Source organism: Streptomyces sp. NPDC008125 (assembly GCF_042957125.1).
In the GTDB taxonomy this organism is placed as follows: domain Bacteria; phylum Actinomycetota; class Actinomycetes; order Streptomycetales; family Streptomycetaceae; genus Streptomyces.
Genome location: NZ_JBIBHR010000001.1, coordinates 466,737 through 480,840, shown reverse-complemented (window position 1 = coordinate 480,840; position 14,104 = coordinate 466,737). Strand labels below are relative to the sequence as shown.

Genomic DNA, 14,104 nt, shown 5'->3' with positions numbered 1-14,104 from the left:
CCCGCGCCCGCTTCACCCGAGTGTGCGTTCGGCCCGGCGCCTCGGCAAAGGCGGAGCGCGCACCGGTGCAAGACGAGCGAAAGCGGCAGTAAAGGCGGAGTAAAGACAGGGAGCGCGAGTGGGTGGAGCGGGTCCGGAGCGCGGCGTGACGGTGAAAAGCGCGGCAGTACCGGGCGGAACGGGCACGCAAGGGTTACCCAAAGCGGCGAAGTGGACGCAATCAGTCACATCGGCTGGAGAAAGCGCAAGGATTTCGTTAAGGATTTTGCGAACTTTTCCGCTGATCGCAGGAGAATGGGGTGCCACGCGGTAGCGGGGGGCGCCGGGCCTTCGAGCAACGCTTACGATCCTCTGCGTGTCCAAACTGACCGACGTGCCCAAGCGGATCTTGATCGGACGGGCCCTGCGCAGCGACAAGCTGGGAGAAACGCTCCTCCCCAAGCGCATCGCCCTCCCCGTCTTCGCATCCGACCCGCTGTCCTCGGTGGCGTACGCCCCGGGAGAAGTTCTCCTGGTGCTCTCCATCGCGGGCGTGTCGGCGTACCACTTCAGCCCGTGGATCGCGGTCGCCGTCGTGGTCCTGATGTTCACGGTCGTCGCCTCGTACCGGCAGAACGTCCACGCCTACCCGAGCGGCGGCGGCGACTACGAGGTCGCCACCACCAACCTCGGCCCCAAGGCCGGGCTCACCGTCGCCAGCGCGCTGCTCGTCGACTACGTCCTCACCGTCGCCGTGTCGATCTCCTCCGGCGTCGAGAACCTCGGCTCCGCGATCCCGTTCGTCGTCGAGCACAAGACCCTCTGCGCGATCGCGGCGATCGTGCTGCTGACACTGATGAACCTGCGCGGGGTGAAGGAATCGGGGAAGCTCTTCGCCATCCCGACCTACCTCTTCGTCGTCGGCGTCTTCGTCATGATCGTCTGGGGTGCCTTCCGCGGGCTGGTCCTCGGCGACTCCATGCACGCGCCGACCGCCGACTTCACGATCAAGCCCGAGCACGGGGGGCTGGCCGGTTTCGCGCTGGTCTTCCTGCTGCTGCGCGCCTTCTCGTCCGGATGTGCCGCGCTCACCGGCGTCGAGGCGATCAGCAACGGCGTTCCCGCTTTCCGCAAGCCGAAGAGCAAGAACGCCGCGACGACCCTGCTGATGATGGGCCTGCTGGCCGTCACCATGTTCTGCGGCATCATCGCGCTGGCCATGGTCACCGACGTCAAGATGGCCGAGAACCCGGCGAAGGACCTGTTCCACAACGGCTCCTCGGTCGGCTCCGGCTTCGTCCAGGACCCGGTGATCTCGCAGGTCGCCGCAGCCGTCTTCGGCGACGGTTCCTTCCTCTTCGTCGTCCTCGCCGCGGCCACCGCCCTGGTGCTCTTCCTCGCGGCGAACACCGCCTACAACGGCTTCCCGCTGCTCGGCTCGATCCTCGCCCAGGACCGCTACCTGCCGCGTCAGCTGCACACCCGCGGCGACCGCCTCGCCTTCTCCAACGGCATCGTGCTGCTGGCCGGCGCGGCCATCCTGCTGGTCTGGATCTACGGCGCGGACTCCACCCGCCTGATCCAGCTCTACATCGTCGGCGTCTTCGTCTCCTTCACCCTCAGCCAGACGGGCATGGTCCGGCACTGGAACCGGCACCTGCGCACCGAGAAGGACCCGAACACCCGCCGCCACATGATCCGCTCGCGGGCCATCAACACCTTCGGCGCCTTCTTCACCGGCCTGGTGCTGGTCGTCGTCCTCGCCACCAAGTTCACCCACGGTGCCTGGGTCGCCCTGCTCGGCATGGTGATCTTCTACGGAACCATGACCGCGATCCGCAAGCACTACGACCGCGTCGCCCGCGAGATCGCCGCCGACGAGACCCCGTCCGACGAGACCGTCCGGCCCTCCCGCGTCCACGCGATCGTCCTGGTCTCCAAGCTCCACCGCCCCACCCTGCGCGCCCTCGCCTACGCCAAGCTGATCCGCACGGACCACCTGGAGGCCCTCTCCATCAGCGTCGACCCGCAGGAGACGAAGGCGCTGCGCGAGGACTGGGAGCGGCGCGGCATCAACGTCCCGCTCAAGATCCTCGACTCCCCGTACCGCGAAGTGACCCGCCCGGTCATCGAGTACGTCAAGGGGCTGCGCCGGGAGAGCCCGCGCGACGTGGTGAGCGTCTACATCCCCGAGTACGTGGTCGGGCACTGGTACGAGCACGTGCTGCACAACCAGAGCGCGCTGCGGCTCAAGGGACGCCTGCTCTTCACGCCCGGCGTCATGGTCACCTCCGTGCCGTACCAGCTGGAGTCCTCCGAGGTCGCGAAGAAGCGCGCCCGCAGGCGCGCCGAGTGGTCCGCCCCGGGCTCCGTCCGGCGCGGACCGGTCGAGCGCCGGCCCAAGGAGCAGGCGAAGAAGCCCTGAGCGGGGGAGGGGCGGCCCGGGCGCAGTTCCGGATGCTGTTGGCGAATTCCATCGGGCGCAGTTCCGGGGCCGCCCCTTCTCCCGGCCTGGCCCCTCCGTGGCGTGGTGAACGGCCGGACGACTCCCACGTAGACTGGTGGGCTGTTGTCCGGCCGCGTGCGTAGGGGCCGGATCGTCGCCCGGCTTCCGCTGCGGAGTACCGCCCGCGACTGTCGCACCCCTGTTCGTCCCCCGATCTCTGGAGCTCCCCCTCATGCCGAACGAATCCACGTTGTCGCTGGTCGGGGAGGAGTACGAGGTCGAGGTCGGCCCCGTCGCGCACGGAGGCCACTGCATCGCCCGGACCGACGGAGGCCGGGTGCTCTTCGTACGCCACACGCTCCCCGGCGAGAAGATCATCGCCCGCGTCACGGACGGCGACACCGACTCCCGCTTCCTGCGCGCCGACGCCGTCACCGTCATCGAGCCGTCGAAGGACCGCGTTCCGGCGCCGTGCCCGTACGCCGGTCCCGGCATGTGCGGCGGCTGCGACTGGCAGCACGCCAAGCCGGGCGCCCAGCGCCGGCTCAAGGGAGAGGTCATCGCCGAGCAGCTCCAGCGCCTCGCGGGCCTCACCCCGGAAGAGGCCGGCTGGGACGGCACCGTCATGCCCGCCGAGGGCGACAAGCTCCCCGCCGGCGAGGTGCCCGCCTGGCGCACCCGTGTCCAGTACGCCATCGACGACGAGGGCAACGCGGGTCTGCGCAAGCACCGCTCCCACGAGGTCCAGCCGATCGACCACTGCATGATCGCCGCCCCCGGCGTCTCCGAGCTCGGCATCGAGAAGCGCTCCTGGCCCACGCTGGCCGCCGTCGAAGCCATCTCCGCCACCGGCTCCCACGACCGCCAGGTCGTCCTCACCCCGAAGCCCGGCGGCCGGCTCCCCCTGGTCGAGCTCGACAAGCCGGTCTCCGTCCTGCGCGTCGAGGAGCACGACGGCGGTGTCCACCGCGTCCACGGCCGCGCCTTCGTCCGCGAGGTCGCCGACGACCGCACCTACCGCGTCGGCTCCGGCGGCTTCTGGCAGGTCCACCCGCAGGCCGCCAACACCCTGGTCCGCGCCGTCATGCAGGGCCTGCTGCCCCGCAAGAGCGACACGGCCCTCGACCTCTACTGCGGCGTCGGCCTCTTCGCCGGTGCCATCGGCCAGCGCATCGGCGAGAAGGGCGCGGTCCTCGGCATCGAGTCCGGCAAGCGTGCCGTCGAGGACGCCCGCCACAACCTGAAGGACCTCGACCGGGTCCGCATCGAGCACGGCAAGGTCGACCAGATCCTCCCCCGCACCGGCATCACCGAGTGCGACCTCATCGTCCTCGACCCGCCCCGCGCCGGCGCCGGCAAGCAGGTCGTCAAGCACCTCTCGGGGCTGGGCGCCCGCAAGATCGCGTACGTCGCGTGCGACCCGGCGGCGCTGGCGCGGGACATCGCGTACTTCCGGGACGGGGGATACAAGGTGCGGACGCTGCGGGCGTTCGACCTGTTCCCGATGACGCACCACGTGGAGTGCGTGGCGATCCTGGAGCCGGTGAAGAAGGACGACTGACCTGCAGGTTTGGGGTCGCACGTTATGTGCGGTGTGCGCGTTACGCGCGATATCTTGACGCGGAAATGACGCCCTCCGAGGCATCTTGACGCTCATTCGACGTCCAGGCCCTGGCCCCGGGGGAGGGCGGTGGTGCGCCCGGCGTGGTGGAGACGCTCCCTCAACCCCGCAAGATCAACCCGCTCGACGTCCACGGTCCTCGCAGCTCCCACAGATCGCGGGTGGTGCGAGGGCTGTTGGAGCCCAAGCCGCGCCGGGCCGTCGAGGAGGCCGGCGCCAGGCTGCTGTTCGTAGGCCGGGGCAGGCGCGGACTCCCGCCGCGGCCCGGACGGTGCGGTATCCGTTCGTCCGTAGGTGTTCCGGCGCCCATTGAGACGAATCGGTCTGGGTCCGCGCTCGTCGGCGTTGGGTGAGTGACCTGGTGGGGGTTGCGTGGACCAGGTCACCGGCTGGTTCAAAGCCCCGCACGTCCGCTCCGTCCTCGATGAGTGCATCCCGTGCTTCCTGATCAACACGCAGGTGGCGCTGGAGCTCAGCAGTCGGTGCCCTCGCGGACGACGGGGCGTGGGCAGGTCCAGGAGACAGCCGATGGACTGATCGTCGAGATGCGGTGAGCGCCGGATGGGACGGCCGCCCCCTGCGGACGCGGGGACGACCCGCAGATCGCACGGCGTGCCAGAAGGCGGGCGGGTGTCGGCTGGGTGGTGCGTGGCCGTACAGCCTCCCGTGGCGACTGGAGGCGTTTTGGGCGCTCTGTACGCACAGCGAGTGCACGCACAGAAAACGTCCGGCATTACGTCACTTCTAGGGTCAGGAGCAGCACAACGAATCACACGTACCGATCACCACAGGAGTCACCCATGTCCCACGGAGTCGAGCGGGTCCCGCCGGTACTGGAACCCGCCGCCCAGGCGTTCGCCGAGGCCACCGACGTCCCGCCCTACCTCGCCGACCTCGGTCCCGTCGAGGGCCGCAAGGCTGTGGACGAGGTCCAGTCGGGCGACATCCAGAAGCCGGAGGTCGACGAGGAGTGGATCACCGTGTCGGGCGGTCCCACAGGCAGTGTGCGGGCCCGGATCGTCAAGCCGGCCGGCACCGACGGTGTCCTGCCGGTGATCCTCTACATCCACGGTGCGGGCTGGGTCTTCGGTAACGCCCACACCCACGACCGGCTGGTCCGCGAGCTCGCCGTCGGCGCCCGCGCCGCAGTGGTCTTCCCCGAGTACGACCTCTCGCCCGAAGCCCGGTACCCCGTCGCCATCGAGCAGAACTACACCGTCGCCCGGTGGATCGTCGAGCAGGGCGCCACCAAGGGCCTGGACGCCGCACGCCTCGCCGTCGTCGGCGACTCGGTCGGCGGCAACATGGCGGCCGCCCTGACCCTGATGGCCAAGGAACGGGGCGACGTCCCCCTGGTCCAGCAGGTGCTGTTCTACCCCGTCACCGACGCGAACTTCGACACCGCTTCGTACCACCAGTTCGCGACCGGGTACTTCCTGCGCCGCGACGGCATGCAGTGGTTCTGGGACCAGTACACGACCGACGAGGCCGAGCGCGCCCAGATCACCGCCTCCCCGCTGCGCGCCACCACCGAGCAGCTCGCCGGGCTGCCGTCGGCGCTGATCATCACGGGCGAGGCCGACGTGCTGCGCGACGAGGGCGAGGCTTACGCGAACAAGCTCCGCGAAGCCGGCGTTCCGGTGACCGCCGTACGGATCCAGGGCATCATCCACGACTTCGTGATGCTCAACACCCTGCGGGAGACCCACGCGGCTCAGGCCGCCATCACCCTCGCCGTCACCACCCTGCGCACCGCTCTGCGGACCGGCTGACCCGCACGCGTCGCCCGCCGTCGGCCGGCCGGAAGGATCGCGGCATCCTTCCCGTGAGGGCCGCCGTGTGACGGGTCGACGACCGGACCGCGCCACGCCTCCGCGGCGTCTCCTCGGGGCGTCACGCGCCAGGCGCGGACGGGCGGGTGCCCGCCGCCCGCCTGCATTCCTCCCCTCGGGGCCGTGGCCGGCCATCCGCGTCGGACAGGCCGGACTCGCCGGCCATGGCCCGGAGGGGCCCCGCCCCCCGCCGGTGCTCGACGGCGGCCGCGGTTGGACCAGGCCCTCCCCCTGCCCCGGCCGTCCTGCCGCTCAGCACTTCGACGGCCACGCCCGGCCATGCGTGGACACCACCTGACCGGGGCCTGCCGAAGTAGCCCTCCTACGACGGACGCGCCCGGCCATGCGTGGACACCACCTGACCGGAGTCTGCCGAAGTGGCCCTCCCCCCTCTCGGACCACGCGGCGCGCACATCACGCGGCGCGCATGCCGCGTCCGGTGACAGCCGTGCCCCGGGCCGGGCCGACAGGCCTGACACCGACTCACCGAACCGACGACGGACCCCGCGTCTCGCGGGCGTCCACTCGTACTCACCGCTTTCTGCAGGAGACACAGACCATGAACCCTCGTTCCCGACGTACCCTCGTCGCCGCGCTCACGGCCGTCTCGGCCGGGTCGCTCGCGTTCGCCGTCCCCACCACCGCCGCCCCCCGCACCCCTGCGGCGGCCGGCGCCACCAGTGCCCCCAGTGTCAAGGCCGCCGCCAAGCCGACCATCGTGCTGGTGCACGGCGCCTGGGCCGACGCCTCCAGCTGGAACCCGGTCATCTCCCGCCTCCAGCACGCCGGCTACACGGTCTACGCGCCGCCGAACCCGCTGCGCGGCGTTGCCTCCGACGCGGAGACCATCGCCGACTTCGTGTCCACCATCCCCGGCCCGGTCGTCCTGGTCGGCCACTCCTACGGCGGCATGGTCATCACCAACGCGGCCACGACGCTGCCCAACGTCAAGGCTCTGGTGTACGACGACGCCTACATCCCCGACAAGGGCGAGACCGTCTTCCAGATCAACTCCGCCCAGCCCGGATCCTGCGTCAGTGTCGACCCCTCGCTGTTCCTCAACCTCGTGCCCTACCCCGGTGCGGCATCCGGGGATGCCGACGCCTACCTCAAGACGGCTTCGGGACCCTCCTACAAGGGGTTCGACAAGTGCTTCGCCAACGGGGTGCCCAGCGCCCAGGCGAGCCTGCTCGCGGCCGGTCAGCGCCCGTTCGCGGTGAGTGCGGGCTCCGAGCCCTCCGGTGCTCCGGCCTGGAAGACCCGGCCCTCCTGGGCTGTCGTCGGCACCCAGGACCACGTCATTCCCCCCGCCGAGCAGCTCGTCATGGCCAAGCGGGCCGGATCCCACGTCGTCAAGGTGCCGGCCGGTCACCTCTCCCTGATCACCCACCCGGGCACGGTCGCGAACACGGTCATCGCCGCCGCCCGGGCCACCGGCTGATCAGCGTCTGCCGCCACCGGACTCGGTCGACGGACCCGCGCGCCGCCGCGGGCGACGGCCGCGCGCCGGTGGTGACCGCTGCCCACCCGGTGGCGCGCACCGTGAGTGTCACCGGGCGAGCAGTGTGACAGGCCGTCCGGGTCGGCCGGGCGAGCTGCCGGCCCGGAGACCCGGCGAGGCGAGGACCTCCGTGTGCAGCGGTTCAGGACCGCACGCGCACGGAGGTCCTCGCGCACCCCGGCGGTGCCCCGCCGCAATCCCTCAGGTGCCCGTCACGGACAGAGGACGGAGCCTCCGTCCGTGACGGGCACCTGCCGACGCTCGCCAAGGAGCCACCTGTGACCGTCCTGGACTCGCTGAGCACCCGTGACGCAGGTCTGGCCGCGCTGCGCCGGTCGGGCCGCGCCGCGATCGTGGTGCCCGGCCTCTTCGCACTGGGTACGGAGGTGCTCGGCAACTCCACGGTGGCGATGTTCTCCGCGTTCGGTTCGATCGCCCTTCTGCTCTTCGTCGATTTCGGCGGACCACTGCCCGAACGGCTGGCCGCGCAGGCCTCGCTCGTCGTCGCCGGAGCGGCGTTGGTGTGTCTGGGCACCCTGACAGCCGAACCGGTGTGGCTGGCAGCCCTCATCATGGGGCTGGTCGCGTTCGGCGTCCTGTTCTCCGGTGTCGTCAGTTCGGTGATCGCCGGTTCGGCCACGTCGTTGCTGGCGGTTTTCATTCTCGCGGTCATGGTGCCCGGACCCGTGGCGTCTCTTCCCGACCGGTTGGCCGGCTACTCGATGGCGGGCGCCGCGTCCTTGATCGCCATCGTTCTTCTGTGGCCGACGCCCGCACGGGAGCCGCTGCGACACGCGATGGTGCGGTCCTGTGCCCTGCTCGCCGACCGGCTGCGTGCGGAAGTCGAGTGCGGGCGGGGCGACTTCGGTGGGGACGGCCGAGCGGCCCTGGAAAAGCTGCTGGCCGAATCGTCCACCGCGGTGGCGGCGCTGCGCACCTCCTTCTTCGGGACTCCCTACCGGCCGACCGGACTGACCACGGCGACGCGCATGCTCGTCCGGCTGGTCGACGAGGTGGTGTGGCTGGAGGAGATCCTCGACCGGAACCCGTTGAACGGTTCCACCTCCCCTCCCGACGCGGTGGTGGGCGACGTCATGCGGGCGGCGGCGGAGCTGCTGGGGATGGGAGCCGCCCGACTCGACTCGCTCGGTGGTGACTTCGCCGATCCGGCGCCGGCGCGGCAGCGGCTCCGGAACGCTTCCGCGGCCATGGAACGCGCGCTGCTGCACACCCCGCCCGCGAAGAACCCGAAGGGGGCGCGGCAGCGGCGGTCGGCCGTCGCGGGATTCATCGGATCGCTCGAACCCAGTTTCCGCGCGCAGGAGATGAGCTCCCTCATCCTGTCGATCACCGAGAACATCGAGTCCGTCGTCGCCGCACGGGATCGCCGGTGGTGGCAGCGCGCGCTCGGCCGCCGGCCGGCGAACATCTCGTCCGCCCTCTCGTTGGCGCAGGAACGGGCCGGAGCCCACGTCGAGCTCCACTCCGTCTGGATGCACAACAGCGTCCGCGGCGCCTTCGCCCTCGGCCTGGCCGTACTCATGGCCGGGCTCACCGGCGTACAGAACTCGTTCTGGATGGTTTCCGGCACCATGGCCGTCCTTCGCTCCAACGCGTTGCTCACCGGTCAGAACGCACTACGCGCACTGCTGGGCACGCTGGGCGGCATCGTCGTGGGCGGAGGGCTGATATTCCTCCTCGGCTCGAACCACGTGATGTTCTGGGTTCTGCTTCCGCCTGCCATCGTCGTCACTGGAATCGCGCCTGCGGCCATCTCCTTCGCCGCCGGTCAGGCAGGGTTCACCGTCGCCCTCCTCATCCTGTTCAACATCATCGCTCCGGAAGGGTGGACGATCGGGCTGGTGCGCTTCGAGGACATCGTTCTCGGCTGCGCCGTGAGCGTCGGAGTCGGCCTGCTGTTCTGGCCCCGGGGGGCCGTGTCCGCCCTTGGCCAGGCCCTGGCCGAGGCGTTCGAGGAGAGCGCCGACTACCTGCGCCGTTCCATCGAGTACGGTCTGGGCCGGGGCGACGAGCTCACGCCGTTCGCCCCAGCGCCGGAGGAGGAGCAGCGCGACGCCGCGGCGGCGGCCCGGAGACTCGACGACGCCTTGCGCGGCTTCCTCGCCGAACGGGGCACGAAAAAGATCGCGTTGTCGGACATCACCGCACTGATGACGGCGGTCGCCGTTCTGCGACTGACGGCGGACGCCGTGGTCGAGCTCTGGGACCAGGACGACGTGGCGCCGGCCGTCGACGACCGTGCGGCGCGGGCCGAGATTCTCCGTGGCGGCTTGCTGGTCTGTTCCTGGTACCAGGAAGCGGCGCGGGCCCTGTCGGGCTACGGCGAAGTGCCTCCGAGGAGGCCACGGGACAACGACGCGGACGAGCAGGTGATCGACGTGGTACGCCGCGAACTCGTCGACGACCACGGTCGGAGCACGAGCACGGCGATCCGGCTGATCTGGACCGCTGACCACATCGCGGTGGCGCGGCGGCTCCAGGGATCGGTAGCGGGCCCGGCACTGAGGGCCGCTGCGTCGCAGCGCCGGATGAAGGTGTGGGCGGTGCGTTGCGGCGGTGGGAGAAGGCCCCCGCACACCCCGCACATGTGACAGGCGCCTGCGCACGAGCCGCCGGCCGGCGTTCCGGCAGGGGCCGGGCGGTACGCGGCCCGGGAGACAGGGCGCGCCTCGCACACGCTTCGACGCCGTCGACGTCTCCGCGGACGACCTGGCGGAGGGTTCGACAGCCTGGCCAGGACAGGGCGGCTGTGCGCTCAGAGTCCTCGTGAGGTGCACGGAAGGCAAATCATCGCGTTATGCGCTTATTAGCCTGGTTCAGCCCGATGATCGATCTGGGTAGGGAGTGAAGTGACCAAGCAGAGCGTTGCTGAGCAGTACGTCGATCTTCTGGCCCGTGCTGGAGTGCACCGCATGTACGGCGTGGTGGGCGACAGCCTGAACCCCGTGGTCGACGCCGTCCGACGACACCGCTCCCTGGAGTGGGTGCAGGTGCGGCACGAGGAAGTCGCGGCGTTCGCGGCCGGTGCCGAAGCGCAGCTCACCGGGAAGCTCGCCGCCTGCGCGGGATCGTGCGGGCCGGGCAACCTGCATCTGATCAACGGCCTCTACGACGCCCACCGGTCGATGGCCCCTGTCCTCGCCCTCGCGGCGCAGATCCCCAGCGGCGAGATCGGCACCGGGTACTTCCAGGAGACCCACCCGGACAGGCTGTTCGCGGAGTGCAGCCACTATTCGGAACTGATCTCCTCCCCCCGTCAGATGCCCCGAGTGGTCCAGACGGCCATCCAGCACGCCGTGGGCCGACGCGGAGTGTCAGTGGTAGCCCTGTCGGGCGATGTCGCCGACGAGGACGCTCCCAGCGGGGGAGTCGAGCTGACCGTACCGCTGGACCGGCCCTCCGTTCGGCCGCCCGACCATGAACTCGCGCGACTCGTCGAGATGGTGGACGCCGCGGACAAGGTCACACTGTTCTGCGGCAGAGGCGTGGCCGGCGCCCATGCCGAGGTGATGGCTTTCGCCGAGAAGATCAAGTCCCCGGTGGGACACGCGCTGCGTGGCAAGGAGCACATCCAGTACGACAACCCGTTCGACGTCGGCATGTCCGGCCTGCTCGGCTATGGCGCCGCGTACGAGGCGATGCACGACTGCGATCTGCTGATCCTGCTCGGCACCGACTTCCCGTACTCGAACTTCCTGCCGCGGAACGTCAAGACGGTCCAGATCGACATACAGCCCGAACGGCTGGGCCGCCGGACACAGTTGGAGCTCGCCGTCTGGGGGGACGTGGGCGAGACGCTGAAGTGCCTCACGCCGGCCGTGCGGGAGAAGAAGTCGCGACGGTTCCTCGACCGGATGTTGCACAAGCACGTCCAGAGCCTGGAAAAGGCGGTCGGCGCGTATACGAGGAACGTCGAGTCGTTCACCCCGATCCACCCCGAGTACGTGGCGTCGGTGCTGGACGAAGTGGCTGCCGACGACGCGGTGTTCACGGTCGACACCGGAATGTGCTGCGTCTGGGCGGCCCGTTACATCACCCCCAACGGCCGTCGCCGCGTCCTGGGTTCCTTCGTGCACGGCTCGATGGCCAACGCTCTGCCCCAGGCGATCGGCGCCCAGTTCCTCGACCGCGGGCGGCAAGTGGTCTCCCTCTCCGGTGATGGCGGATTCTCCATGCTCCTGGGCGACTTCCTCACCCTCGTGCAGTACGACCTGCCGGTGAAGGTTGTGGTCTTCAACAACTCCTCGCTGGGGATGGTCGACCTGGAGATGATGGTCGACGGCCTGCCTCCGCACGGGACCACCTACGCGCACACGAACTACGCGGCCATCGCCACAGCGGCCGGTGCTCGCGGCATCCGGGTGGAGAATCCGGCTGACGTTCGCAGCGCTCTGCGTGAGGCGTTCGCGCACGACGGGCCGGCCCTGGTGGACGTGGTCACCGACCCGGACGCGCTCGCCGTCCCACCCAGGACGACCGCCGAACAGGTCAGCGGCTTCGCTCTGTCGGCGGGCCGTGCCGTCCTCACCGGTGGAGTGGGGCGGATGGTCCACGTCGCCCGGACCAATCTGCGCAACATTCCGCGACCGTGAGCGCGTGAGCGCGTGAGCCGGGCACACCCGGAGGGCAGCAGTCCTTGCTGTTTCGACATCACGACATCACGAGATCACGACATCACGACGGCACGTCGCCCGGTCATCGGAACGAGAGGGAAAGCACATGAGGACCGTAAGAAGAACCCGGAGGGTCGCGTCCGTTCAGCTCCCCCTCGATGCCGCCGCCCACCTGACCGTGTCGGTCGAGGTGATGGACCGCCTCACAGTGGGCGACATCCTCAGAGGGCCGAGCCGTACGCTCACCCGCGCTCGCGCCGAAGGTTTCCACCTCATGGCCGCGGGTGGTCATGACGTCCGGTACGGAGGCGAGGGGGACGTGCGTCGAGGAGAGGCTGAGCCGGCGGTCCGCGGTGCGAACGAATCGCGTTTCGCCACGCTCGCGTGCGTCACCTTTCCGCATTCGACAAGCGAACTCTCCGTCGGTCTCGTGGAGGCGTCCTGCCGGTTCCTGGCAGAGGTGCGCCCCGGGGACACCCTGCGCCCGCGACTCATCGTCACCGGCCTCGCCTCGCAGGACGGAGAGAGTTTCCTGACCGCTCGGTCCGCGATCCATGACCAGGTCGGCAATCTGGTCTTCTCCGGGCAGCACAAATATTTCCTGCGGAGATGACTCCGCGTGCCGCGCCGCGCAGTGCGGCGCCGTCAGGTGTTTGGCCGCGACGTTTCGTCGTACGTCCCGACGACGGCTCCCTCCATTCGGACGAGAAGCCGGAGGAGAGAAAAGTGAAAGCACATGCACGGCCGCTTGCCAGTGTGTGGGAGTGGCAGGCCCGAGCGGCCTGCCGAGGGATGAAGGATTCCGTCTTCTTCTCTCCTTCGGACGAGAGGGGAAACAGGCGACGGCGCAGGCAGGAGGGTGCTCGCGCCGTCTGCCGGGCCTGCGCGGTGAAGCTGGACTGCCAGTCCTTCGCCGAGGCTTCTCGTCAGCGCTACGGCGTGTGGGGAGGCATGACGGAGAGGGAGCGCCGGGGTCAGGAATAGGGAGGTGGAGCCGGCGCCGTTCGCGCGCGTCGAGTACCGGAGGTCGCAGAGAAAGTCCTGCCCGAAGGCGACGAGGGCGACGAGGGGACTGGGCGTCCGAGGGCGACGAGGGGACTGGGCGTCCGAGGGTGCCGAGGGCGCTGAGGGAAAGGGACGTGTGCTCTCACGGACAAGTCGGCGCAAGGACTCTGTACAGAATTGGACCTGTTCCGAAATCCATGACGAGGCAGGACGACTTCCATGAACATCACCCATCACACGGCAGTTCTCAACGGAATCAACCAGCATTGGGTCAGTGCGGGACAGGGGCCGCCGGTCTATCTTTTGCACGGATTCCCGCAGACCTGGTACGGCTGGCGCAAGCAGATTCCGTCGCTGGCGGAGAAGTACACCGTGATAGCTCCGGATCTCCGCGGCTACGGGGACACGGAGAAGCCCGCATCGGGTTATGACAAGCGCACGATGGCCAAGGACGTCGCGGCCCTGATGGACCACCTGGGACACGAAAAGGTCGCGCTGATCGGCCACGACCGCGGTGCGCGCGTGGGGACGCGGTTCGCGAAGGACTTCCGCGACCGCGTCGACCGGTTCGTCGCCATGGACAACATCCCGACCAGGGTCATTGCGGACACCTACGATGTGGCTCTCGCGCGGCAGGGGTATTGGTTCTTCACCTTTCTTCAGGTTCCCGATCTGCCGGAAGCCCTGATCGCCGGCAACGAGGAAGCCTGGCTGACGTACTTCTACCGCAGCTGGTCCTACAACCCGGACATGCTGACGGCCGAGGAGATCGACGTCTACGTCCGCGCCTACCGGCAGCCGGGGGCGGTCCGGGGCTCCTGCATGGACTACCGGGCGGCTGCCGAGGACGTGGCCCAGGACCGCGAGGACCAGGACCAGCTCATCGACTGCCCCGTGCTGACCATCTGGGGCGAGAACTTCAGCGCGGTCGGAGAGGCGTACGACGTCCTCGACGTGTGGAAGGGCATGGGCCGTGATGTCCGCGGAGTCGCCATTCCTCAGTGCGGCCACCTCTGTCAGGAAGAGCAGCCCGAGGTGGTCAACGCCGAGCTCCTGGCCTTCCTGGACGGCTGGAGCGGCTGAGAG

Annotated in this window: 9 protein-coding genes; all 9 read left to right on the top strand. The window is 69.5% G+C overall.

Features of this window, described 5'->3' with window-relative positions; all coding sequences use genetic code 11:
• Nucleotides 1-355 precede the first annotated feature (355 nt).
• Complete coding sequence (locus ACFZAX_RS01975) at nucleotides 356-2,404, top strand: amino acid permease (RefSeq protein WP_390958114.1); 2,049 nt, start codon at nucleotides 356-358, stop codon at nucleotides 2,402-2,404.
• A gap of 253 nt (nucleotides 2,405-2,657) precedes the next feature.
• A complete protein-coding gene (locus ACFZAX_RS01970; RefSeq protein WP_390958112.1) occupies nucleotides 2,658-3,986 on the top strand; it encodes a TRAM domain-containing protein in 1,329 nt (442 codons plus the stop codon).
• Between the two features lie 860 nt (nucleotides 3,987-4,846).
• The gene (locus ACFZAX_RS01965; protein ID WP_390958110.1) at nucleotides 4,847-5,818 is read left to right on the top strand and encodes an alpha/beta hydrolase fold domain-containing protein; all 972 of its coding nucleotides are present in this window, start codon (nucleotides 4,847-4,849) and stop codon (nucleotides 5,816-5,818) included.
• A 619-nt stretch (nucleotides 5,819-6,437) separates the two neighbouring features.
• Entirely contained in the window at nucleotides 6,438-7,319 is an 882-nt protein-coding gene (locus tag ACFZAX_RS01960) for an alpha/beta fold hydrolase (protein WP_390958108.1), read from the top strand.
• Between the two features lie 338 nt (nucleotides 7,320-7,657).
• Entirely contained in the window at nucleotides 7,658-9,991 is a 2,334-nt protein-coding gene (locus ACFZAX_RS01955) for an FUSC family protein (RefSeq protein ID WP_390958106.1), read from the top strand.
• Nucleotides 9,992-10,249: 258 nt separating this feature from the next.
• Complete coding sequence (locus ACFZAX_RS01950; protein ID WP_390958104.1) at nucleotides 10,250-11,992, top strand: pyruvate dehydrogenase; 1,743 nt, start codon at nucleotides 10,250-10,252, stop codon at nucleotides 11,990-11,992.
• Between the two features lie 127 nt (nucleotides 11,993-12,119).
• Complete coding sequence (locus ACFZAX_RS01945) at nucleotides 12,120-12,626, top strand: dehydratase (protein ID WP_390958103.1); 507 nt, start codon at nucleotides 12,120-12,122, stop codon at nucleotides 12,624-12,626.
• Nucleotides 12,623-12,997 carry a WhiB family transcriptional regulator gene (locus ACFZAX_RS01940; RefSeq protein ID WP_390958101.1) on the top strand — a complete coding sequence of 125 codons (375 nt, stop codon included), beginning with the start codon at nucleotides 12,623-12,625 and terminating at the stop codon, nucleotides 12,995-12,997. The genes ACFZAX_RS01945 and ACFZAX_RS01940 overlap by 4 nt, the downstream gene beginning before the upstream one ends.
• Before the next feature lie 240 nt (nucleotides 12,998-13,237).
• Nucleotides 13,238-14,101 (top strand): alpha/beta fold hydrolase, encoded by an 864-nt coding sequence (locus tag ACFZAX_RS01935; RefSeq protein ID WP_390958098.1) that lies wholly within the window; start codon nucleotides 13,238-13,240, stop codon nucleotides 14,099-14,101.
• Nucleotides 14,102-14,104 lie beyond the last annotated feature (3 nt).

Excerpts from the sequence above, each read along its gene's own strand:
- ACFZAX_RS01970 (WP_390958112.1), top strand. The coding sequence starts at position 2,658 with ATGCCGAACGAATCCACGTTGTCGCTGGTCGGGGAGGAGTACGAGGTC.
- ACFZAX_RS01965 (WP_390958110.1), top strand. The coding sequence starts at position 4,847 with ATGTCCCACGGAGTCGAGCGGGTCCCGCCGGTACTGGAACCCGCCGCC.
- ACFZAX_RS01960 (WP_390958108.1), top strand. The coding sequence starts at position 6,438 with ATGAACCCTCGTTCCCGACGTACCCTCGTCGCCGCGCTCACGGCCGTC.
- ACFZAX_RS01945 (WP_390958103.1), top strand. The coding sequence starts at position 12,120 with ATGAGGACCGTAAGAAGAACCCGGAGGGTCGCGTCCGTTCAGCTCCCC.
- ACFZAX_RS01940 (WP_390958101.1), top strand. The coding sequence starts at position 12,623 with ATGACTCCGCGTGCCGCGCCGCGCAGTGCGGCGCCGTCAGGTGTTTGG.
- ACFZAX_RS01935 (WP_390958098.1), top strand. The coding sequence starts at position 13,238 with ATGAACATCACCCATCACACGGCAGTTCTCAACGGAATCAACCAGCAT.